At 59.1% G+C, this 22,440-nt stretch carries 24 protein-coding genes; 11 read left to right on the forward strand and 13 right to left on the reverse strand.

From position 1 onward, the window contains the following. A partial coding sequence (locus tag G3N95_RS14745) for an isocitrate lyase (RefSeq protein ID WP_205970816.1) occupies nucleotides 1-1,202 on the forward strand: 1,202 nt, incomplete at its 5' end. Between the two features lie 310 nt (nucleotides 1,203-1,512). On the opposite strand, the gene G3N95_RS14750 is transcribed toward G3N95_RS14745, so the two are convergent. The 3 genes from G3N95_RS14750 to G3N95_RS14760 all read right to left on the reverse strand — a co-directional run bounded on the left by G3N95_RS14750 (nucleotide 1,513) and on the right by G3N95_RS14760 (nucleotide 3,409). After that, the gene (locus G3N95_RS14750; RefSeq protein WP_241018540.1) at nucleotides 1,513-1,800 is read right to left on the reverse strand and encodes a hypothetical protein; all 288 of its coding nucleotides are present in this window, start codon (nucleotides 1,798-1,800) and stop codon (nucleotides 1,513-1,515) included. A gap of 489 nt (nucleotides 1,801-2,289) precedes the next feature. Further along, the gene (locus G3N95_RS14755) at nucleotides 2,290-2,568 is read right to left on the reverse strand and encodes an HU family DNA-binding protein (RefSeq protein ID WP_201659244.1); all 279 of its coding nucleotides are present in this window, start codon (nucleotides 2,566-2,568) and stop codon (nucleotides 2,290-2,292) included. Between the two features lie 304 nt (nucleotides 2,569-2,872). Beyond that, nucleotides 2,873-3,409, reverse strand: a complete 537-nt coding sequence (locus G3N95_RS14760; protein WP_205970817.1) for a hypothetical protein — start codon at nucleotides 3,407-3,409, stop codon at nucleotides 2,873-2,875. A 723-nt stretch (nucleotides 3,410-4,132) separates the two neighbouring features. Here G3N95_RS14760 and G3N95_RS14765 point away from each other — a divergent pair. After that, entirely contained in the window at nucleotides 4,133-4,762 is a 630-nt protein-coding gene (locus G3N95_RS14765; protein WP_205970819.1) for a hypothetical protein, read from the forward strand. A 52-nt stretch (nucleotides 4,763-4,814) separates the two neighbouring features. On the opposite strand, the gene G3N95_RS14770 is transcribed toward G3N95_RS14765, so the two are convergent. The 3 genes from G3N95_RS14770 to G3N95_RS14780 all read right to left on the reverse strand — a co-directional run bounded on the left by G3N95_RS14770 (nucleotide 4,815) and on the right by G3N95_RS14780 (nucleotide 6,694). After that, nucleotides 4,815-5,573 (reverse strand): hypothetical protein, encoded by a 759-nt coding sequence (locus tag G3N95_RS14770; protein WP_205970820.1) that lies wholly within the window; start codon nucleotides 5,571-5,573, stop codon nucleotides 4,815-4,817. A gap of 102 nt (nucleotides 5,574-5,675) precedes the next feature. Next, nucleotides 5,676-6,176 carry an RES domain-containing protein gene (locus G3N95_RS14775; protein ID WP_205970822.1) on the reverse strand — a complete coding sequence of 167 codons (501 nt, stop codon included), beginning with the start codon at nucleotides 6,174-6,176 and terminating at the stop codon, nucleotides 5,676-5,678. After that, on the reverse strand, nucleotides 6,173-6,694 hold the full coding sequence (locus tag G3N95_RS14780) for an antitoxin Xre/MbcA/ParS toxin-binding domain-containing protein (protein ID WP_205970824.1): 522 nt from the start codon (nucleotides 6,692-6,694) through the stop codon (nucleotides 6,173-6,175). Before G3N95_RS14780 ends, G3N95_RS14775 begins: the two co-directional genes overlap by 4 nt. Before the next feature lie 142 nt (nucleotides 6,695-6,836). Between G3N95_RS14780 and G3N95_RS14785 the strand changes: the two genes are divergently transcribed. After that, nucleotides 6,837-7,241, forward strand: a complete 405-nt coding sequence (locus G3N95_RS14785; protein ID WP_205970825.1) for a hypothetical protein — start codon at nucleotides 6,837-6,839, stop codon at nucleotides 7,239-7,241. A 133-nt stretch (nucleotides 7,242-7,374) separates the two neighbouring features. Beyond that, nucleotides 7,375-7,971, forward strand: a complete 597-nt coding sequence (locus G3N95_RS14790; RefSeq protein WP_205970826.1) for a hypothetical protein — start codon at nucleotides 7,375-7,377, stop codon at nucleotides 7,969-7,971. Nucleotides 7,972-8,157: 186 nt separating this feature from the next. Here the strand turns inward: G3N95_RS14790 and G3N95_RS14795 are convergent, their stop codons facing one another. The 7 genes from G3N95_RS14795 to G3N95_RS14825 form a co-directional block, all read right to left on the reverse strand. Beyond that, complete coding sequence (locus G3N95_RS14795) at nucleotides 8,158-8,418, reverse strand: hypothetical protein (protein ID WP_205970827.1); 261 nt, start codon at nucleotides 8,416-8,418, stop codon at nucleotides 8,158-8,160. Nucleotides 8,419-8,619: 201 nt separating this feature from the next. Continuing rightward, nucleotides 8,620-9,402, reverse strand: a complete 783-nt coding sequence (locus G3N95_RS14800; RefSeq protein WP_205970828.1) for a DUF5677 domain-containing protein — start codon at nucleotides 9,400-9,402, stop codon at nucleotides 8,620-8,622. Nucleotides 9,403-9,471: 69 nt separating this feature from the next. Then, nucleotides 9,472-9,711 carry a hypothetical protein gene (locus G3N95_RS14805; RefSeq protein ID WP_205970829.1) on the reverse strand — a complete coding sequence of 80 codons (240 nt, stop codon included), beginning with the start codon at nucleotides 9,709-9,711 and terminating at the stop codon, nucleotides 9,472-9,474. Nucleotides 9,712-10,074: 363 nt separating this feature from the next. Beyond that, on the reverse strand, nucleotides 10,075-10,698 hold the full coding sequence (locus tag G3N95_RS14810) for a hypothetical protein (RefSeq protein WP_205970831.1): 624 nt from the start codon (nucleotides 10,696-10,698) through the stop codon (nucleotides 10,075-10,077). A gap of 367 nt (nucleotides 10,699-11,065) precedes the next feature. After that, nucleotides 11,066-12,037, reverse strand: coding sequence for a hypothetical protein (locus G3N95_RS14815; protein WP_205970832.1), 972 nt, complete (start codon nucleotides 12,035-12,037; stop codon nucleotides 11,066-11,068). Between the two features lie 240 nt (nucleotides 12,038-12,277). Next, nucleotides 12,278-12,754 (reverse strand): hypothetical protein, encoded by a 477-nt coding sequence (locus tag G3N95_RS14820; protein ID WP_205970834.1) that lies wholly within the window; start codon nucleotides 12,752-12,754, stop codon nucleotides 12,278-12,280. 111 nt (nucleotides 12,755-12,865) lie between these two features. Then, nucleotides 12,866-13,825 (reverse strand): DUF6685 family protein, encoded by a 960-nt coding sequence (locus G3N95_RS14825; protein ID WP_205970835.1) that lies wholly within the window; start codon nucleotides 13,823-13,825, stop codon nucleotides 12,866-12,868. A 626-nt stretch (nucleotides 13,826-14,451) separates the two neighbouring features. On the opposite strand from G3N95_RS14825, the gene G3N95_RS14830 reads away from it, so the two are divergent. The 7 genes from G3N95_RS14830 to G3N95_RS14860 all read left to right on the forward strand — a co-directional run bounded on the left by G3N95_RS14830 (nucleotide 14,452) and on the right by G3N95_RS14860 (nucleotide 22,424). Next, entirely contained in the window at nucleotides 14,452-15,390 is a 939-nt protein-coding gene (locus tag G3N95_RS14830; protein ID WP_205970836.1) for a site-specific integrase, read from the forward strand. A gap of 111 nt (nucleotides 15,391-15,501) precedes the next feature. After that, on the forward strand, nucleotides 15,502-15,957 hold the full coding sequence (locus G3N95_RS14835) for a hypothetical protein (protein WP_205970838.1): 456 nt from the start codon (nucleotides 15,502-15,504) through the stop codon (nucleotides 15,955-15,957). 59 nt (nucleotides 15,958-16,016) lie between these two features. After that, on the forward strand, nucleotides 16,017-16,262 hold the full coding sequence (locus G3N95_RS14840; protein ID WP_205970839.1) for a hypothetical protein: 246 nt from the start codon (nucleotides 16,017-16,019) through the stop codon (nucleotides 16,260-16,262). 278 nt (nucleotides 16,263-16,540) lie between these two features. Continuing rightward, the gene (locus G3N95_RS14845; protein ID WP_205970840.1) at nucleotides 16,541-16,999 is read left to right on the forward strand and encodes a hypothetical protein; all 459 of its coding nucleotides are present in this window, start codon (nucleotides 16,541-16,543) and stop codon (nucleotides 16,997-16,999) included. A 156-nt stretch (nucleotides 17,000-17,155) separates the two neighbouring features. After that, complete coding sequence (gene imuA / locus G3N95_RS14850; protein WP_205970841.1) at nucleotides 17,156-17,863, forward strand: translesion DNA synthesis-associated protein ImuA; 708 nt, start codon at nucleotides 17,156-17,158, stop codon at nucleotides 17,861-17,863. Beyond that, nucleotides 17,793-19,265: a DNA polymerase Y family protein gene (locus G3N95_RS14855; protein WP_205970842.1), complete on the forward strand. Its 1,473-nt coding sequence runs from the start codon at nucleotides 17,793-17,795 to the stop codon at nucleotides 19,263-19,265. Before imuA ends, G3N95_RS14855 begins: the two co-directional genes overlap by 71 nt. Nucleotides 19,266-19,268: 3 nt before the next feature. Further along, complete coding sequence (locus G3N95_RS14860) at nucleotides 19,269-22,424, forward strand: error-prone DNA polymerase (protein ID WP_205970843.1); 3,156 nt, start codon at nucleotides 19,269-19,271, stop codon at nucleotides 22,422-22,424. Nucleotides 22,425-22,440: the final 16 nt, after the last annotated feature.

Raw genomic sequence — 22,440 nt, forward strand, 5'->3', positions numbered from 1 at the left:
GCGCGCTGATCCGCGAGCTGTACACCTTCCTGCGCCAGGCCGACGCGCGTGAACTGGGCGGCCTGTTCCGTCAGCTGGACGCGGCCGTTGGCTCCGCCAAGGCCGCGATTCAGGAAAAAATCGACAACCACGTCACTCACGTCGTGCCTATCATCGCCGACATCGATGCGGGTTTCGGCAACGCCGAAGCGACATACCTCCTGGCCAAGCAGTTCATCGAAGCGGGCGCATGCTGCATCCAGATCGAAAACCAGGTGTCCGACGAGAAGCAGTGCGGTCACCAGGATGGCAAGGTCACCGTGCCGCACGAAGACTTCCTGGCCAAAGTGCGTGCTATTCGCTATGCGTTCCTGGAACTGGGCGTGGACGACGGCATCATCGTGTGCCGTACCGACTCGCTGGGCGCCGGTCTGACCAAACAGATCGCCGTGACCCATACGCCGGGCGACCTGGGTGACCAATACAACGCGTTCCTCGATTGCGAGGAGTTGTCGGCCGACGAACTGGGCAATGGTGACGTCATCATCAAGCGCGACGGCAAGCTGCTGCGTCCCAAGCGCCTGCCTAGCAACCTGTTTCAGTTCCGCGCCGGCACGGGCGAGGCGCGCTGCGTACTGGATTGCGTCACCGCACTTCAAAACGGTGCTGACCTGCTGTGGATCGAAACCGAAAAGCCGCATATCGCCCAGATCGCAGGCATGGTCAACGAAATTCGCAAAGTGGTCCCGAACGCCAAGCTGGTGTACAACAACAGCCCGTCGTTCAACTGGACGCTGAATTTCCGCCAGCAGGCGTATGACGCAATGAAGGCCGCGGGCAAGGATGTGTCGGCATATGATCGCGCGCAGCTGATGAGCGTGGAATACGACCAGACCGAACTGGCGAAGCTTGCCGACGAAAAGATCCGGACCTTCCAGGCGGACTCGTCGCGCGAAGCAGGCATCTTCCACCACCTGATCACGCTGCCGACATACCACACGGCCGCATTGTCGACCGACAACCTGGCGAAGGAGTACTTTGGCGACCAGGGCATGCTGGGTTATGTGGCTGGCGTGCAGCGCAAGGAAATCCGTCAGGGCATCGCCTGCGTGAAGCACCAGAACATGTCCGGCTCGGACATCGGCGACGACCACAAGGAGTACTTCAGCGGTGAAGCGGCTCTGAAAGCGGCGGGTAAAGACAACACCATGAACCAGTTCTGATACCAGTAATACTAGAAGCAAAACGCCGACCCATACAGGTTGGCGTTTTTTCTCGGCGAGATTCCTCGCGGGGCTCTAGTCAGTAGTGTTCTGGTGTGCTTCCGCAGCAGAAGCTGCGCGTGTGGCTCGGCATGAGGATTGCGCGGTTGCCTCGCCACGCTCATCTTGTAGATGGGACAAGACTAGAATTTGACATAAATCAAATTATCAACATTATATAGGCATCCTATCTATTTGCGAATGGTTGAGATGTCATCGAGGGTGGCGGAACGTTCTAAGTAAAGTGTCCGGTGACCGACGCTGCGCCGGTTCAATCTGCTTCGGGAATCGGCGAACTCGCCGTACCCTGAAGGAACCGCGCGAGCTGCCGCTCCGCGTCGATGACCTTATGCAGTGGCGCGACTGTCAGTTGCGAATCATGCAGTGCCAGCAGCTGTTCAAACGCCGGTAGCGCCTCGTCGGCGAGCAGCCATTCTCCCGATTCATGCGCAAGCGTCAGCGCAGCTTCGACCGCAAGTTCGACGAGTTTGTACAGTGCAACGGGCGCGGCACCGAACCCCGCCTGCTGGAGAAACCACGCAACATACACTGTTCGCATCAGCTCGTTGAACAGGTAGTTGTTTCCGTGACAGCGCCGGCATGTCGCGAGCGCCAAGTGATACGAGAGCGACCGCTCCCGCGCGGACAACGCGTCCATGGGTAACAACATGGCTTTCGAGAGGGGGCGTCTAGATCGGCCCGCGCTACCCGAACCTCGATTGGAACTCATGTGATTTAGGAAAAACCCCGTCTGATCGGTGATCGTATTGTAGCGAGACCAGACCTTGCGGCACAGTGCCAGCGCCCCGTCTGGCGCGGTGCTAAAAATGTGCGCAAGTCACGGCGAGGCCTGACCGTCCGGCGCTACCCCGCGGCGGATGGTTTTCGCGCCGCCGCGCACCCCGTACTGGCGGTCGCAGACATCACAGGCCCGCGACTACAGGATCCCAATTTCCAATGGTTTCAATGCGACAGAGATCCAGCGATCTCAACCGCGGGAGACTGGCTGGAACAATGGGACGCACTCAACAGCGCGAGGCCCTGCCGGTTACTGACCGTTGACGGCATCCTTGAACGCCTTGCCGGCAGTGAATTTCACCGTTTTCGCCGCAGCGATTTGGATTTCATCACCGGTGGCCGGGTTGCGGCCCACGCGCGCGGCGCGGCTGCCTGTCGAAAACGAGCCGAATCCGATCAGTTGGACGGTGCCGCCCTTGGTCACTTCGGCCGTGATGGCCGCGATGATCGCATCGAGTGCCTCGCCCGTGCTCGACTTGCTTTCGCCGGTGCCAGCTGCGACTGCGTCGATGAGTTCCTGTTTGTTCATATAGATTCTCCCTCTGTCTGATGTCCGCCCATGCGCGTCAGACGCACACCCTAACGCATACGCGGCGAGCAATGCAACCTACACGACTTTGCGAGTCCATCAGAGGAGGGTTCGCACTGCCATTGTGGCACCCTCGCCTGCCGTCGATCGATGCTCGCTGGCACACGACCTACGTCACCGTGAAAGCCGCACTGCCCGACATGTGGGCGGGTGCTCTCAGTCGATTACTCCGCGAACCCGGCATCCGCGACTCGCGTTTTTCATCGAGCTGCGCTTCAGCTTTCGCGGCAAATGCGAACTGTCATCATAGGCTGGGCGTACGGTTTGCCTGTTGTTCCAAGAGCCGATTGCGCCGGTCAAGATATCGATCATCGAACAGTCGAAGTGCGGTGCCTTCCAGTGTAAGGCGCGCTTGATTGGTCTTGCACGCCATGATGGTTGAGTCCAGGCACCATCCATCGCCCGCAGCCGAGTGTACGGCCGGTGGTCCATACTTCTTAATCGCCGCGTCGTGCATTCCAGTACGGTTCTCGGAGGTCAGCGGGACGTTGTAGCTGATCATGTCCGCTGCCATCGGACTCTTGACATCGATCGGATTCTTCGTTTCAAAATGCACTGATACTCGTTCTCCTGGATTTTTCTCGAACGCAATGTCAGTTACGGCTTCTTTGTGCAACGCTAAGGGGACCTGCTTTGTAATTGTGAGACTTGTGCGCTTGGCATGGAAATGTGCAATCAGAGCGTCGGCTACTTGATCTGGTGACATACCCAGCCGGACCCCGGATATATCAAATGCCGAAGCGTCGACGGGCTCGCCGGCAACCGCGATACCGCTGATCATCAGTGCCGCCGCTAAGAATGTACGACCGAATAGACCTTGGATTCTCATAGTTTTGGTTGTAGTTGTGTAGGTACAGGCAGATCGTAGATCGTCTTTAACGCTCGTCCGAATAATAGAGGCCAGTCCCACAGGTGCCGCAAAAATGCTCACGAGTGTATGTGTATCGCATCAAGCGGCGCGTCTGCAAGAAAGTCGCACCGCAACTCACACACGATGGCTTACTTCCGCTTAGCATTGGATGTTGCCCAACGTACCACTCATATGTTTCATTCTCGTACCGTCGAATGGTTCGATATCGACGAACGAGGAGCAAGATGAGAACTGCGGTTACCAAAAGCGTCACCAACCCTGAGACGACCTGTCCATTTGCAACGTCTGCGAGGCCGCTTATACCGTGTACTCCGAGCATGATCGTGACGAAGAGCGTCAGATACTTTGATACTTTTCTTCTCATTTGAGCGTTAATCCTTATATGATGTGCCGGATGTGCTCTCCCGGCACCCTTGGATTCCTCACAGATCGCCATGGTGCACGAATCAGCCACATCGACATGTATACGGCATCGATTCTCCAAGACTTTAGCGTGGGCAGAGCTTTCGAAGTTTCAACAGCCGAATGAGCGACGAGCGCTGCATGCTCGCGTGGCCACCACAGTCCTTGGCGAGGATTAACTCCCGGCAGAATCGCGCGGAGCTTTAGCAGCCAACCACCACGAGAACGATTTTGACAGCAACCGATTTCCTCGAACAATCAAGAAACCCCGTCGCGTGGCGAAAGCGCGCGGCCGCTTTACGGCGATCTGCTGACCTGCTTTGGGAGGAGTTCTGCCGGGTATTTATCGCCGCAGTCGCCGAAGCCAGGGACGGTAAGGCGGAGCTGGATCTGGAGGGCACGCTTGAGGCATTAGAAGGCGCAAAGCTGCTTTACGGCCTCGCGCTCGAAACCGCGCTAAAGGCGTGGATCATTGAAAATCATCCCTCCAGAATCGAGGTCCGTGTCACGATGGATGGCGCTGGGGAGGCGACGCACGCTGAACTGAAAGCTCTCGGCGTACCGATGTCGAGCGGTCGTAACCTGCTCGCGCTGGCGGAAGCAGCTGAACTTTTTGGCGATCGATTCCAGTTCGTTCTTCGGACCGACGGGGACAAGCAGGCAATGCGAAATATTTGTCGAGACCTCGCCGAAGTGGTGTTGTGGCGCGGACGATATCCCGTTCCGCTCGCATCGGCTGACCCGACCAAACTAGACCCAAGTGTCCCACCGAAGGCTATGGCGCACTACATGCGCGATTGGCTCGACCCTGTCCTCGATGCACTACTACAGCATAGGGGTAAGCACGCGCCAGTAAGGTGACGGCGTGCGCGAGTTTTCAGCGCGCTAACGCCCCAACCAGACAAGAAGCAAGTTATTGGCCCGATTTTTGTGAGGCTGAACGCAGCTCTTCAGCCTGAAGCAACTCCTCAGCCTTCCTTGCGCGCAGTTGTTGAGCTTTCAGATCAGGCATTTCTCGCTCGAACAGTGCTTCAAGCTCTGGTATGAACGTTATGTCGCAAGCACTCTTCTTGTAGCCTTCACGTCGCTGCTGGATCAGCTTGTTAAACTCCTTTCGCGACCCTTCAAGCTGCACTGTTCCGCGTTCCCCAGCCTTAATCTCCTTGCGTATCTTCCCAGCCACACCGAGCACTTCGAGGCCGTAGAATGCCAGACGCTCCAACTCGAATTCATACTGCTCCGGTATGTCCGCCCACAGGCCAGTTCGAGCGATCCACGCACCGGTGTCACTGTATTCGCGTACCAACGCTTTTAGGGGCGCCACGAATGGAACAGGTAGCTCCGCCCACTGCGGCTCCGGGTGGAATTTGAGCGGAATGTCGTGTTGCACCCGCGAGAATGCTTCCGGCTCGTGCCGGTAATACTCGTCAAACCCTTCGTGGATCTCATACATGTAGTTGGCGCAGCGGTTCGCAAATGATTCGAGCTGATCCATGATCTCCAACTTGACGTGACCGACGCGCTGCTTCTCCTTCGCCTTCTCTCGCCGTCTGTCCAGCCACTTTGAAAACGCGTTCCAGCCGACATTGACGGCGGCGCTGGTAAGTGCACTCGACGCCACGACGGTGAACCAACTTACGTTTGCTGCCGCTGCTGTTGCTTCTGCTGCCATTGCTCCGCCTACTGTTTATCGCGCCCGTTTCCCGCCTCGTGCCAAACAGCATTCCATACTTTCGCCTTTGGTTGAAGGGCACTACCACTGAAAAACCGAAGGTTATCTGATGGATGTCAGGCGGGGATCGAGCGCGAATCGTTCATCGTTCTTGAGATCAAAATATTTAGTCGCCGTCGATGTGTTGATCAGTAGATTCCACGAATGCTTGCTGACTGTGCTCGGCAGAATCACAAAGGGATGCGACGCAAGCAGTGCATCTCCAAATTTTTGTTGGTTCGGACTGACAGCGCCTGGATTCAACCAGTGCGGGTTAGGCACATCTGATGGCCGCACGACTTCGATGGACACGGCGGCGATGCTGATTTCCAGCAGCCTGTGTGGAACGCTATCCAGGACGTTGAAGCCCTTATGCACGGCCACTTCAAGAATGGTGGTCGACGGATCTAACGAGGCATAGATTACTCGCTGCCCGGGTGAAGACCATCGGCCACCCGCCAGGAACGCGCCCTCGGCCGCAAACCACGTCGGAAAATGCTTCTCCCGTTCAAGTCTCCATACGCTCAACGTGCTCGTGCCGAGGTTTGTCGGCAAGGGCGTCAAGAGTACACCCCATAATCCATCCGGATGAGCAGCGTTTTTACGAGTTCTGCACCTTCGGAGCTTTGCAGCAGATCGATTGGTCGGCGCTGGTCCAGTCCAATGGCGGGCGTGGAAAGCCAGTGCTCCGCGGCATCCTTCGATCCCAGAACGTCGATTGCCTGTTCTGTGATTGACGCGAGCCGGATAAGGCGATCGGTCGCGTTGCTATCAAGCAGGCGGTCTTCATCCCTGCCGCGCTGCAGAGTGCGTTCACTCACACCGATCGCCTGAAGCAGCGCTTCACGCGCGATGACTTCGTACGCGTCCATCATTTCCCGCGCAAGGACAACCGGCAAGCCGTGCGTCACAATGTCATGTGCCTGCAACGGCGTCATATCGGTGACCTTCGTCATCCCCACGGTTAGAGTCCTTTCACTGCTGCCGATGTACGTCCCGTACGACGTAATTCGCGTCTGCAACGCTTGCAGAAGGCTGCGAAACGGCGTGCCGTTCCCAAACTGTCGCGTTCTCGGTTCCATTTCCAAACTCCTTTCCGCCACGTGTCGCAATATTTTACGCCAAGTGGCGGAAAATATCCAACACGTCCGCGGAGGGCGTCGGACTCTTCCATCGCCCGGAGTTGCGCTATATTGCCCGTCATTCTTCAGACGAGACCCATTGATGAAACGGATTGCGCTGCTCACCCTCGTGCCTGCCCTGCTTGCTGCCTGTGCGCCGGTCGATGCCGTACGCAAGGAAAGCAGCCTTACGTGGGCGACGGTCACGATCGCCAGTTCGCCGGCCGCGCTGATGCGCTCGGCGCAGGAACGCACCCGGCGCTGCGGCTTTCTCGTCGGTTCCGTCACGATGGACGGCTCGTATTTTCCCGATACGGCCGATCAGGCGCTCGATCTGACCGTTCACATGGCGGGCGGTGGCGCGGTGGGCTTCGGCCGGCTGCGCATGGCGACCGATGGCACGTCGACCGCGGTGCGCATCGGCACGCCTGATTCATCGTTTGCTCGGGATGTGGGTGCCCGTGTCGGCCGGGTGCTGGCCGATCCATCGCTCGCTTGCGACGCCTGAACCTGTCGCACCAACCAAGCTTCGCGGCGATGGGAGTGCTCTCCTAGCCGTCGCAACGTTTAGTGAATGACTCCGTTGGGGATCGCGCCCCGAGCGTCAACCACTTCTAATACTTTTCGCTGGAGTAAAATCAATGCTTTCGAATTTCAACCGAACAGGCGCCGCTCTCATAGTCGGCGTCACTCTTGCTGGTTGTCACGGCAAGTCGGATCCTTCGCCGGAAAACTTTGTGAAGGCCGTGCAAAAGCATTTGGATACCATTGATGCCGTTTGCGTGGACAGCGGACCACTTCCTTTTGATCTCCCGCACTACAGCGGCTCTGTTGGCTATCAGGAGGGGCAGGCGGATGCGCTGGTGAAGGTTGGCTTGCTTTCAAAGGAGCCAATCAGCGTCAATCAAGACGGTCGAGCGATTCCCGGGTTCCATTATTCAGCAACGGACGAGGGGAAAAAGGCATCCAGGCCGAATAACCGGATGTGTGGCGGGAAGACACAAATTCAATCGATCACGTGGTCTTCATCGGTCCCGGACAATGCCGCAGACGGTACAACCGTTCAAGTCAAGTACGTTGCGAAGTTGGTTGAGCGGCCGAATTGGGATGATGAAGCGACTCTTCGGAAGACGCATGTTGAAGTGCTTTCCACGAACGGTGGTACGTACAACGCCGAAAATTTCCTTGAACTTACTAGTGATGGCTGGGTTGTGAAGCCGGCGTGGGGAACTCCATAAAAGAGAGCGTCAGTATTGCCTCTCAGGCGCTAGCGCCCGCTCGAAGAAGCTAACCCAAGGTGTCGGGGTTCGGAATAGGCGGTGGCACAGTGATGAAGCGATGGATCGAATTTGTCCGAAGTCGGAACCGCGCGCCGGACAGAGAAATCCCATGACTTTCTCCTTTTTCCGATCGATAGACGTTGGTCATGCGGGAACGAAATACGGGTGTCCGCCGTCCGGAAACTCGGACCACTCGACTTCGTTGATGTATTCCGCACACCTCACGAAGAGAGGATTAGCGCCGTGCGCGCTATCAATCTCCAACGCCTGTTCCGGGGCAAATCCGTGCGGAAACAAGTGCTCGACCACGCGCGCTTCATAGTCCCCACGCACAACGACTATGCGCATCCCGGCGTGAGCGTACCCGGCTAACGGTTTGCCACCACGTACGTGAATTCTGGTCATGTTCGCGCCTTCCAATTTTCCGTGGTTTAAGACCAAATCTCGTACTGGTGAGGGCACCGTGCGCATTGATAACGTGTACCGCTTACGTCGTATCCGTACTCGCTCAAGCGTTTGGCTTGGTACTTGTGCCTGCCGCGCAACCAACAGACAAGACTCGTGATGAATGCTTTCATGAAACCCCCTCGCGTGTTTTCCTGTGCATCAAGCCCACGGCCTGTAACGCTGATCGAGTTTTTCGCACTCGCTCCACGTCTGACCTAACTTTACGTCCGTGTCCGCAATTGAAAGCCCACACTTTTCACACGCGAAGCATGCGAGCAGGATGCCTGTTGCTGCACTCAAGACGGCTGCTGGAGTCTTGGAAAAAAGAGGCTTCAGTTGAACACTGAACTTGCCACCATCGTGCCGTTCGAAGTATTCGTCCACGGCAGAAAGCGATGGGTGTGCTGCGTGGTGCGACAAATGGCGATACAAGCCGTCGTAGGCTGCTAGTGCCTTACCGCGCCTTGCAAACTCCCGCATGTCGATCGTGGCTGAATCTTTGTGCAAAGAGCTAAAGTCCTGTAGCTTTTCCTTGAACGGTTCAACATTCCCGTAGTCCTTCGCGTTCAGCAGAGTATTCGCATGCTTCACTCTGGAGGCAGAATCATGGGCAGCGAGTTCGCCGGGCGACACCGCGTCTTCAGCAATCGCAAGCATGACGAAAACCGTCTCGAGGAGCCCACGCGACATCGCAAGAGATTCCAGTGTCATTCCGGACTCCGCGAGCAACATTGCCGCCTGAAAATGAGTAACGCAGCGCGCAAAAAAAGCGCCAGCGACAAGCTGACGTCTGTTCTTCACGGCCCGGAGTCGCCCGGCGATCTCTAAAGCAAGTCGAGCGCATTTATCGGCGAAGTCGAACAATTCACCGTTACGCTGACGCTGTTCAGCTTGCAGGGCGGCTGCACTACGCCCCGCGAAATCTTCCGTCTCAAAGGTCATTCACCCGCTCCTACGATTTCTCGACGCGTTTTCCAGGGTCGGCGCCGCCGGCAAATCAATTTTCCTAGCTCACTGAAGTACGTCTGTGGGGCGCACTCCGGTGAAGAACGTACCATCGGGGTTCACCGCGATAAACCCGAACCCGGGACCGTCGTATTTCGGGTCACGCGCTATGTATAGTTTCTCGACCTCGTCGTACTGCCACTTCCCCTTGCCGAACAACTTGTCCATGAAGCCCGGCATGTCCTTCGCTATCTCTGCGCTCAGTGCTGCGAACGTTGCATCGCTACCTTGTTTTGTTTTCTTCATGCTTTTCCTAGCTTGCTTCTGTCCAAGATTCGATCCAAAACCTCACGCCACCGGACAAGGTGTGGGCACCAACGGTAAAAGTCTTGATGTACCGCTTCCCCACGTATTCAACTGTGGTCTTGCTCCTGGTGTTCGGGTACTTCTCATCCAGTTCGAGTTCAACCTCGTCATGCGGTGTGTCAGCGCGATGAGGCGCGCTCGCTTGAGCGAACGTTCGACCCTGTATGCACGCTCCCTTGCCTCTGCCACAGCGGTTCGATGCTTGTTCGGGTTGTTGCCGTCATAGTCGTCCAAGCGTCGCCGCGCGGCTGCCAAGTCAGCGAGCGCCTTCTCCAAGTCATCAATGCTGTCCATTCCGATTTCCTAGGCGTCGGCTTTGTCAATCTTTCGCTTTTTGCGCTCTTGCCGAACAAAAGGAGCGGATGTCGCTGCAACCAGCAATGTGTAGCGATCCTCTTTCGCCATCGCCTCGCCGTGAAAGATGCCCTCGCACATGTCCAGCAGATCGGAAACGAGCCCGTATTCGCAGCCAGCTTCGGTGAACGTGGTCACCATTGCCGCAACTTCGTCTGTTACGCGAAGGTCCGACTTTGCTACCGGTGCCCGTTGGTATGACTCGTTTGCTCCACGCTGGAGGTCGATGAGGAACGCAGCCGCATCTTCGTCTAGACCGGTGTTTGGCACCGCGACCTCCATCAACACGCGCAGCGTGTTTTCGAACCAGGCCTTGCCTTGCCATGGACCGTCATGGATCGCTGCCATGTAGCCAATCGCTCGCGAAACGATCTCCCAGTCGCCTCGCTGCTCTATCGCCCATTCCGCGTGCTCCTCCGCAATCGACGTAAGCTCAAGCCGCGAGACTATCAACGACATCGTTTGAGGCTGCCCCTTGACGCCAAAGCACGACCCGCAAAAAGCGCAGACATGCATAGCGCAGACCTCTTCCCCAAGTTCGTTGGGACGCCGTCGAGGCTTTGTCTGACTCATCCATAAGCTCTATTTTCCGATAATTTACGAAGTTGCCGAGCAAGGTGAGAATACAATTGCGCCCGACATACTTGAACTTAAGTTAGCTAACAGCCGCAATCCGCAGCACTGCGCTGTCGCAGACGCCAGTTGTGACGAACTGGCCTGCGAGTGCAATGTCAGCAGTGGACGTTCACAGGGGACATATATGTTCCTGCGGGACTGCCCGTCGTGCCAGTTCTGGAACAATCACGGAATCCTCCAGTGCGGAAATGGGTAAACGCTTCGCTCCTGCGTTCAAGAAAATGCCGCCTAGGCGGCTTTGCTTGCAGCGTAACGTTTCAAGTGCAAACCCGTTCTGATTTTACCGTTTTCCTTTTCATGGAGCTCACTGCCGCCACTGTTTAATTGGGATCGCTGTTGAAACCCAGTATGGAATGTCAGGGTCGTCGTCCGGAATTGTCGCGATCAATTCTTCGAGGAGGGAGGGCGTAAGTGGCTCGCCCTCCACCCAGACTTTTGGTCGCTCAAAGATCGGCGTGACGCCGTCAAGCGGCAGCGCCGGATGGGTATCCATCCCCTCTTTCACGATTCCGGTTAGTCCCCAGCCAGTCTCGTCCGACCAGAGAATGGGCCCGCCGCTCATGCCACTGAGGTTATTGGCCTCGGGCAGTTGCTTTATCTCAGAATGGATCCACAGGGTGGACTCGCTTATTTCTTCAAACGGGGCGAACGCGATGACTGTCGGCATGCTCAAGACAGCTCCGACCGTGCTAGCCGGCCGCTGCTTCCGGCTCTGCTCAGGAAACCCGGTCGCAATTCCGCACAAGCTAGGCGAGTGTGGAGTGGGAGGGAGCCCTACGCGATCGCCCGGTATTGCTTCCCGTTTGATCTTGGCGAAGGTATCGCTCGGGATGCGTGCGATGGCGAGATCTTTACCGCGCCCGGTGAACGCGTCTAAATGCGCCTTATGGAATTGAGCGTTGATGTGAACTTGCTCGTTCGGGGCAGGAAAAGTAAACCTTCGGTGCCCGCCGGGCGGTGGCGTAGCATTGCGTAGTTGAGGGTGCGCCTGCCATTCGTTTCGGATTTCGGCCTCTGCCTCTTCCAATGCCTCAACAACGTGCCGACACGTAATGCCGTAGATCTGGTCATCGTGACGGACGAAGGTAAGGGTGCCGCTTCGGACCTTTGGCCGCTGCCCTTCAACGGAGACCAGATCTGCTTCCTTAGCAAGGTTGATCCCGAAAGAATTGGTTATGTAGATTGGAACACAAAAGCGATTGGTGTTGATGCTCTGGTCACTGCCTTCCAGGTCAGTGTGGATAAAGAGCAGATCGCCCTGTGTGTTATCAGTCATCTTCGATGTTTAAGTTGTGGTGATTGACCATATCCCACGGCGTAGCCCCTTCCCCTGCATTCGTATCGGGACAGGCAACGAGCACGGTCCCAAGCTGGAAGGCTGCGTTTAACGGATTGCCGTAGGTTAAGAGCGACGACTTCAACCCGCTACGTCGCCCTATTTGCGTTGAACTCTATTGTTTCGGGTCAAAGTCTATTGTCTTGTGTCGAAGTCTATCGTCGGTTCACAGCGGCTTCATCACGCGTCGCTTGGTCTTGTCGTTCGCATGTTTTCCATCGTGTCAACACGCGTTGCCTGTGCAGCTCGGAATGTCAGTTCGACGATGTCGGCGTCCCAGCCAACTTCAGTGAGGTATCCAACATCGAAGCGCTCCGGGTAAGCGAGGAGGAGAACCAGCTCGCCCATGAACGGATACGATGCCAATGTTCGGCCTTTCTTCGCATTTTGCGTTAGGGTGCTAATGTGGTCGAAGTACCGAGGTAACACGGCCGCGTGCTGTTCGATCACTTCATCAAACTGTTTGAGGGTCGTCACGTTCGCGCGCGCCATGGCGGCAACAAACTCCGGCGCACGCGCCTCTTCGGGTTCTCGAAGATCGAATTCAGCATTTTTGGCTGCCGCTTGCAACACCCCTCCACCGTCGGAGGTTCGGAAATAGTCGATCGCGGATTGGGGCGTCATCAATTCATCGGTATCTTTAGATTGCATAGTCATCGTTTTCCGTTGTTGTTAGGTCGGCGTCTGTTCGGGCGATACAAGCCCGTACAGGCGCGCAAAGTCCGCCGCGTATGATGCCCCGCGACGTTTTGGGATGCACGTCTTCTGCTACATGCGCACCCGCGGTCGTTCGACTGATTGATCGCGAAGTCGGTCGATCGATTCATGCTGGTTAGCCGCCAAGTCGGAAAGGAGTCGCCCAAGATCCACGACCCCGGCTTTGGCAAACTCTTCTGCGACATGCATCGAACGACGCTCACCCCGTGGCAAAAGAATGGCCCGGGTCTGGTTGTAAGGCGCAGGCATCCCGTGCCAATGCCACGTCGCGCCGAAGCTGCGCATCGCATCAACGAAACCGTTCGAAAACGCGGTGTGGTTAGGCACGACGAACATCTCGAAGTCGCGACGAAGCGAGGAAATTGCCTCTTCATTGAGGGCATACACGCGCAGGTCCGCTTGCAGAGGCACGCGCTGCGGCAGACGTGAGGCAATGTATTTGGCCGCTGCAAAATGATGCGACCCACCACAGTTCATCAGCCAGAGGCGCCCATCCCATTGATAGCAGGCGAAGTGGTCAGTCGTTTTCTTCCTATGCAGAATGCGGATCTCGTCGTGTGCGAGATTTTCTGCAAGCTTCTCAGGAGTAATCTCGTCGATCATGTTCCGACTGTTCCGTTCAACCATCGCGTCGGTCGAAGAAAATTCAGACAGCTTCGACTTCGACCCGCTAAAGCCGTGCACGTCGGAAATGTCGCACCACCAGCCTTTGACAGTCGTCTCGACACAAATCTGCTCATACTCTGGACGGTGGATCTTATAGCCACGGTAGTCCCCGCCGATACGCTTCCAACCCATCAACGTGCCGCGTGGTAACCGATCGTGGAAGTTGAGCGAAATGCCATCGTTGAGGCGATGCCACGCCGGCACACTTGACGCCAGAATGCACGGCGCTGAATCGCTTAACTTTGTAGGGAGGTCCGGAGTCGCCGCAAGCAACCGCTGAAGCTTTACGGGCCGTCCAAAGTGTTCCTGTACGCTATCGGCCAGCAATTTTAGGATCGACGTCACGCTGCTTCCCCGTTATGAAATGGCCAATGTGTGTTTTTCCCTGTTCGTGTTATCGGCGCCCGCGCGCCGAACTTGACTCCATAATAGTAACCATTGGCTACGTGGTCACGTGCTTTTGGAGCCGGTTCAGCTACCCGCTCTCATGCACGAATTCCAGCACTCTCGCGCTGCGTGCCACATAACGGGGATTCGCCCGCGCGACAACCGCAAAATACGGGTTATAACTCCATGAAACGCGGCCCGTAGCAACCACAAAATGCGGTTTCGTGTTCAGAATCAAAACTGCCATGCCAACCGCGAAATGCGGATACCCTTCTTTTCTGCGCGCACGCTTTCTCGCGCGACGCGCAGCCTTCACACGCAATTTCCACGGGTAGTCTCGACTTGTCGCCGCGTCTTTACGGCGACGTATCCCATCTCTGATCGCTGAAGTAAATGCAGAGATTGAACGCGACGCCCTCCCCTTCACACATCGCACGGCCGTCATCGCCGCCGGCTTCCGTGAACCCGCACCTTTGGCTTGGTTCGCTCGGGCATGCTGGCAACCCCTCCCTCCTGCAAAACGGGTTGGCGAAGCGGTAGCTTCGCAGATACTATGGGGGAGGGTAAATTCAGTATATAGGTTTATGGACAGCGAACAGTGGCTGCGGAGTCCCGAGGACGCGTACGTCGAATGGCAGCGTGCCGAGGCGACTGGCGCCGATCGTCGCGCCTTTGCAGAGCAATCGATTGTTCAGCACCTGTCGATGTTTCGACGGCTCAACCGATACCTGATTGCTCATCGCAGCAATGTGGTTGCATTCGGCGTCGACCACATCGACCGTTTCTTTGCCGAACTCGATGGCAGTTGCAAGTCCGGCACGTCAACCCGCCAGCGATACCTTAAGCTGATTGATCGTCTCGCCCGACACCTGATCGCGCTTGAGCTTCGCACTGACAATCCAGCCAGCAGCCTACTGTCGAGCGAGCGCTGGCCGGAAGACGAGCCGGCGCCTGTCTTCCTGGGTTCGGCCGATGACGCTCGGCTGCAATCAGCCTGTGCCGTTCGCGCCTTCGATTCCTTCAAGGAATTGCGCAACGCCTCAATCGTCGCGTTGCTGCTCGGGACTGGCCTAACCGCCGCAGAACTCCGGGCGCTCGTTGTAGAAGATCTGGACGCGAGCAACTCGCGCATGAGTGTATTCGTGAAGAAGCACGGGCCGCGTATCGCGCGACGCGTCCCCGTTGATGCGTTCGCCGTTGATCTCCTCCGGCTTTATCAGAGCACGCGGGCAGGAATGTCCTGTCCCGCGCAGTGGCTCTTCGTGTCGACGGCAAACGGTACACCCATGAAAACAGACAGGCTCGGCGAATACGTGCGCCAAGCCCTTCATCATGCGCAAATCTCCGCTCCCGACGAAAGCCCGCGTCTGCTGCGCAATACGTTCGGCCGTCGACACCTCATCGACGGCATGTCCAACGAGCAGGTGAGTAACCTGCTAGGGCTGTCCAGTCATCGGACGGTCAACAGGCTACGACAGACTTTTGACGACGAAAAAATAGCTACCCCAGATGGATCGGGGTAGCTGCCGTCGCGTTCAGGGCCCGCCAAAAGAGCGACTTGACTTCTATTAGTTGTGCGTACCGTAGATCGTACGCAGGGCACGCGCTCTGCGATCTACCTGACGAGGAGGCGCATGAACTACATAGGCCCGTTCAAGGACGTCATATACCCGAACGTAGACCGGGAGCCACGCATCGCACGCTATCGCATCGCTTTGATTCCGCAAGCGGCCGGCGCACGCGCCATCGTACATTTGCTCCGGAGTTCTGCAGTCGATTCGCAGGTGCACATTCCTGATGCAGCCTTTGACACGGTGCTGAACAGGATCGTCGGGATGCAATTATCAGGAGTCAGACTCGACCGCATTCAATTCGTGGTTCAGACGGACGAGGAACTGGTCGCATATCCGATCCGGTTCAACGCGCTCGAGCTCGCGCCAAGAAACGGGTTCCGATCGCGCGGCTCGAAGGACCATGCTGTACATATCCGTTCACACGACATCGTCGGCGGCTCGGTATCTTTCTACGTTGATCGCGATGAAGGAAAGCCTGTCTCCGCGAGACTGGAGAAGGTGCTTCGACAGATATGATCAACCGCGCTCGGTATGCAGTCGGCGTGTGGCCATCGTTATGGCCCAGCGAGCCACATATGTCACACCGAATCCTGATCGACCTTTCGTTGAAAAGGGTCGTCGCGGGTCAGGATCGCGTGCAAAAACAATGGCGAACGATGAACTCGGTCGACTTCGATTACATGCAGCAGATCATCGGCGAGAGTTTTCAGGATGTTTTCGACGATCTGCATGAATACGGGCTTGACCTCGTCGATGAGCCACCACCCTGGGCTCGTGAAGGGATGCCCGGACGCGCAGATCGCATCAAGGGAAATGCTTAAAGCCATGAGCACCCCACGTCTGAGCGGTTTCATCCGTCGCTATGGGGAGGTTCGCCCGCGAATGCGTATGCGCCGTCTTCCGCGTCACGCAGCATGGGCGCCGGGCTCAAGACTTGGCTTCTTCGCGAGATTCGGCTCCGCGAGGCACAGCATTTGACAGCGGGATGACGAATCCTCCCGCCCGTCGCGACTTCCGGTCACGGAAGCCGCCCAGCTGGCCGACAAATTGCTCGTCAATAGCCTATCGTTTGAGCAAGTGCGCAGCGCGGAGGCGGGACATGTTTCTTTTCTATCTTATTGATCCCGTCAGCCGCTCGATCGAAAAAGTGCGCGACGGCTTCGACCGGGCTGCCGAACTGACGAACAGCGACGCGCCCGAGATCGACACCTTGTGGGAAGACGCATCGGATCCGGACTCATCGGTCGACGTCGCGTACAACCCCGATGCCGGGGGCCAGCCCGTCTTCCGTCTACGGCTTTCGCATGGCGGTAACACGACGGAGCGCGTTGTCGCTGGCCGCAGCGTTCTCATGGCGTGCGGCGCAGTGCCCGACGACATCGCGCAGCAGGTAGCGACGACAGAGGCTGTTCAGGCGGCAATCCATTTTGCGGGCGGGCGGACCAACATCGCCGAATGGCTGAAGGCCGGTGCGCCGGACGCTCGCGCGCCGGCTCGGCGCAGCGCCTCGCCCGACCACCCCCGTAGATATCGCCACAGCACGACCGGGCGGCGATAGCCTGTCCGTCCGGCTCAGGCCCGCTTACGAAGCTCTAACGGCCAAGCGTCCCCATCGCCTGGCATGCCGACGGCACGCCGTTTAAACGGGCGATGTAAGCGTCGCCTTACCAGGCTATACTACTGTTTATATATACAGTGTTTTGTGGGGAGAGCCATGAGTGCCGTCATGCTACCCGAAGCGATCCATCCCGATTTATGGAGAGCCAACCAGCTCGCCCGCGCGGCGTCGCGCGTCGTCCCTTGCGGCGCCGAAGCCCTTGCGGCCGAATTGCCGGGCGGCGGCTGGCCGCGGGGCGTGCTGACCGATCTTCTCGTCCAGCAGACCGGTTGTGGCGAACTGCGGCTGCTACGGCCCGCCTTCGAGCGCCTTGAATCCAAACCGGTCGTGCTTTTGCAGCCGCCCCACAACGTCCAGCCGACCGCGTTTGCGTGGTGGGGGCTCGATCCGTCCAATCTGCTGACGGTGAAAGCACTGAAGACCGCCGACGCGCTATGGGCCGCCGAGCAGATTCTGCGCGCGGGCACCTGCGGCGCGCTCGTGTTCTGGCAGCAGCACGTGAGGCCCGAGGCGGTGCGCCGACTGCATCTGGCCGCGCAGACGTCAGAGTCGCTCTTTTTCATGGTGCGGCCGCTGGCTACGACGCGAGACGCCTCGCCCGCCCCGCTACGGCTCGCGATCCGCGCCGCGAAAGGCGGCGTCGATGTCCAGTTTCTAAAACGTCGCGGCCCCGCTCGCGATGAACCGCTATTCGTGTCCCTGACGCCCTCCCCGATCCTGAACGTAAAACGCAATGCAACTGTGGATAGGCGTCCATCTCCCGCTGTTGTGCCTCGAAGTGTTCCGACCGAAGTGGTCGCTTGAACCCGATGACAACGCGGGTCTTGCCGTGCTCGAAAAGGAGCGCGTCATCGCTGCTGACCCGTCCGCGCGCGCGGACGGGGTCCGCATCGGCATGCGGCGCGGCGGTGTCCTGACGCTCGCTCCTGCCACCGTCATGCAGGAGCGCGACGGCACGGCCGAGGTCAACGCGGTGCGCGAGATCGCGACAGGTTTGCTGAACCTCTCGCCGCAGGTCGTCATCGCCGAGGAAAGCACGGTGCTCGTCGACGTGTCGGCAAGTCTGCGGCTCTTCGGCGGTATCCGCGCGTTGCGTCGCATGGCGCGGCGGGTCGCGCACGCCATAGGTCTGACGGCCACGATCAGCGTCGCACCAACGGGACAGGCCGCATGGCTGCTCGCGCGGCACCGCGGCGGCGTGGCGCTCTCGCACGCTTCGCTCTCGCGCGCGCTCGCGGGACTGCCGGTCAGCCTGCCCACACCGGCCAGACGTCACCTCGACTGGCTGACGGGCATCGGCTGCGAAACGATCGGACAGCTGATGCGCCTGCCCCGCGCGGGACTGAAGAAACGCTGCGGCACGGCACTGCTCGATGTGCTGGACCGCGCCAATGGAGCGGCACCCCACGTGTATGAATGGTACGAGACACCGCCGACCTTTCAGGCGCGCGTCGAACTTCCCGATCGCATCGAACACGCCGAAGCGTGTCTCTTTGCGGCCCGCCGGCTCGTCGTCCAGCTAACGGGCTGGCTATCGCAGAAGCAGCTTGCCGTCACGCGCATCGCGCTGCTGCTCGAACATGAGCGTGGCCGCGACGCGATCGACCCGACGACGATTGCGGTGTCGCTCGCGGAGCCGACGTGGCGCGAAGACCACCTGATGCGCCTGCTGAAAGAACGGCTGGGCCGTGTAGAACTCGCTGCGGCTGTCATCGCACTGCAACTCGTCGTGCAGGAAGTGAAGGAAGCCGAACCGGCGTCGGACTCCCTGTTCCCTGAACCGGGCGGCACGGCGGCGGATCACGTGCGGCTGCTTGAACTGTTGGTCGCTCGACTCGGCGCGGAAAACGTGCTGAAGCCCGCGCCCGTCGCCGACCACCGTCCGGAAGTCGCCGCGCGCTGGGTGCCCGTCACGGACAAGACGAAGTACGTTGCGCCGGCGCCGGAGACGCCCCGTCCCGCCTGGCTGATGGAGTCGCCCATCAAGCTGCTGATGCGCGGCGAGCGACCGTTTTACGGCTCGCCGCTGCGCACGGCGTCATCCGGTGAGCGCGTCGAAGCGGGCTGGTTCCAGGGGGAGCCGGTGACGCGCGATTACTTCGTTGCCGAGGCCGACGACCACATCTGCTATTGGATCTACCGCGAGCGGATCGGCGCCGTCGACGAAGACGAGCCACGCTGGTACCTGCATGGGCTGTTCGGATAAGTCATGGTGCCTGCATCGTTCGGCCTGCCCGGCTATGCCGAGTTGCAGTGTGCGTCCAACTTCACGTTCCTGCACGGCGCTTCGCATGCCGAGGAACTGGCCGCGCGCGCGGCGCAGCTTGGGTACGAGGCCATTGCAATCACCGACGAGTGCTCGCTTGCGGGCATCGTGCGTGCGCACGTCGCCGCAAAGGAAGCGGGCATCAAACTGCTGGTCGGCGCGCATTTTCGCGTCACGAACGCCGATGGCTCGCCTGCCCTCGCCTTCACGGCGATCGCCCAGACTCGCGACGGCTACGGCAACCTGTCCGAACTCATCACGCTTGCGCGCACGCGCACGGCCAAGGGCACGTATGTCGTCTATCCGCACGACCTCGATCATCCTGATCCGCCTTACACGCATCTACGCGCGCTACCTGATTGCCTGATCATCCTGACGCCCGAATTTCCCGCGAAGGATGCGCGGCTGGACGCACAGGCGCAATGGGCGGCACAAACGTTCGGCACCGATCGCTGCTGGATGGGACTGACCCTGCACGCCCGCGCGCTCGATGATCTGCATCGCAATACCGTCTACGACGTCGCCGAACGGCACGGACTGAGCGCAGTGGCTACCGGCCAGGTGCTGATGCATGTGCGCTCGCGCAAGCCGCTGCAGGACACACTGACGGCGATTCGCCTGAACCGGCCCGTGACCGAATGCGGATTCGAACTGACACCAAACGCCGAACAGCATCTGCGCTCGCGGTTGCGGCTGGCCAACGTCTATCAGGCGGACTCGCTCGCGCAGACACTGAACATCGCGTCGCGCTGCACGTTCGTGCTCGACGAGCTTCGTTACGAGTATCCCGACGAACTCGTGCCGCCCGGTACCACACCGACCGCGTACCTGCGGCGCGAGACCTATCTGGGCGCACACCGCCGCTATCCCCGCGGCATCCCGCACAACGTGCAGACGCAGATCGAGCACGAACTGTCGCTGATCGCGGACCTGAAGTATGAGCCGTACTTCCTGACGGTGTACGACATTGTCCGTTTCGCGCGCAACGAAGGCATCCTGTGTCAGGGGCGCGGTTCGGCGGCAAACTCCGCAATCTGCTACTGCCTCGGTATCACGGAGGTGGACCCCGCGCGGGGCAATCTGTTGTTTGAACGGTTCATCTCAAGGGAACGGGCGGCTGCGGGGGACGTGCCCGATATCGACACCGACTTCGAGCACCAGCGGCGCGAGGAAGTGATCCAGTACATCTACGGGAAGTACACGCGCACACGCGCGGCGCTGGCGGCTGCCGTCACAACCTACCGGCCACGTTCGGCGATCCGCGACTCCGGCAAGGCGCTCGGCATTGATCCTTTGATCGTTGATCGGGTCGCGAAAGAGCATCACTGGTTTGATTCGAGCGTCGATCTTATGCGTCGCTTCGTTGATAGCGGGCTGGACTCCGAGACGCCAATAATCCAGCAGTGGGCAACGCTCGCGGCGACGCTACTCGGCTTTCCGCGTCACCTGTCCCAGCACGTAGGAGGCTTTGTAATCGCTCGCGGCAAGCTCTCGCGGCTTGTGCCCCTCGAAAACGCGTCGATGCCGGATCGCACCGTGATCCAGTGGGACAAGGACGATCTGGAAGCGCTCGGCCTTCTCAAAATCGACGTGCTTGCGCTCGGCATGCTGTCGGCGATCCGCCGCACGCTCGAACTGGTTTCGCAGCAACGCGGCGAGCCATTCGAAATGCAGGACATCCCAGCCGAGGACGAGGCGACCTACGACATGATCTGTGCGGCTGATACCGTCGGCGTGTTCCAGATCGAGTCTCGTGCACAGATGAGCATGCTGCCGCGCCTGAGGCCACGCGAGTTCTACGATCTCGTGATCGAAGTCGCGATCGTGCGGCCGGGCCCGGTTCAGGGCGGCATGGTCCATCCGTATCTTCGCCGTCGGCAGGGACTGGAACCCGTCAGCTATCCGAGTGCGGAGGTCGAGCAGGCGCTCAAGCGCACGCTTGGCGTGCCTATCTTTCAGGAGCAGGTTATGCAGGTTGCGATGCTCGCGGCTGGCTTCAGCGCGGGCGAGGCGGACCAGTTGCGCCGCGCGATGGCCGCATGGAAGCGCAAGGGCGGCCTGCAGCATTACCACGACCGCATTGTTGAAGGGATGCTCCAGCGCGGCTACGACCGCGAGTTTGCCGAGTCGATCTTCGCGCAGATACAGGGCTTCGGCGAATACGGCTTCCCCGAAAGCCACGCGGCGAGCTTCGCGCTGCTCGTCTACGCAAGCTGCTGGCTCAAGCGCCACGAGCCAGCAGCATTCCTGTGCGCGATGCTCAACAGCCAGCCAATGGGTTTCTACTCACCATCGCAACTTGTCCAGGATGCAAAACGTCATGGCGTCGGTGTGCTGCCCGTCGATGTGACAGTCAGCAACTGGGATTCAACGATGGAAGGCGACGGGAGTATGGCACCCGTGCGTCTTGGAATGTCCGTGGTTCGCGGCATGCGAGAGGAAACCTCGCAGCGCATTGAAGCGGCGCGCGCGGTGAAGGCATTCCGCGATGTCGCCGATCTCGCGAACCGCGCGCAGCTGGATCGCCATGACCTGCAGGTGCTCGCGGCAGCCAACGCACTGAAGGCGCTCGCGGGCGACCGGCGGCAGGCACTATGGGCAGCCGTCGCCGCCGTCCCAGAGAAAGATCTGTTGCGCGCGACGGCGCGCGAGGAAGAAGCACCCAGGCTGGTCGCGCCAACCGAAGGACAGGACCTGATCGCCGACTACCGTTCGACGGGTCTGACGCTCGGCCGACATCCGCTCGCCCTGCTGCGCGAGAAGCTACTGACGATGCGCCTCATGTCCGCCGAAACGCTGATGCGCTACCGCGACGGACAGCTCGCACGGGCTTGCGGAATCGTCACGGTACGTCAGCGCCCCGGCACGGCGAACGGCGTCATGTTCATGACGCTCGAGGACGAGACGGGATCTGTGAACGTGATCGTCTGGCAGTCGGTGCTTGAACGGCAGCGGCGCGAAGCGCTCGGCTCGTCACTGCTTGCCGTTTATGGGGTGTGGCAGCGTCAGGGCGACGTGAAGCATCTTGTCGCACAACGGCTTGTCGACGTATCGCACCTGCTCGGCGAATTGCCAACGGCGAGCCGGAATTTTCACTGAATTGAACGTAAGGAAG

It is taken from the genome of Paraburkholderia sp. Tr-20389 (genome assembly GCF_017104565.1).
In the GTDB taxonomy this organism is placed as follows: Bacteria; Pseudomonadota; Gammaproteobacteria; order Burkholderiales; family Burkholderiaceae; genus Paraburkholderia.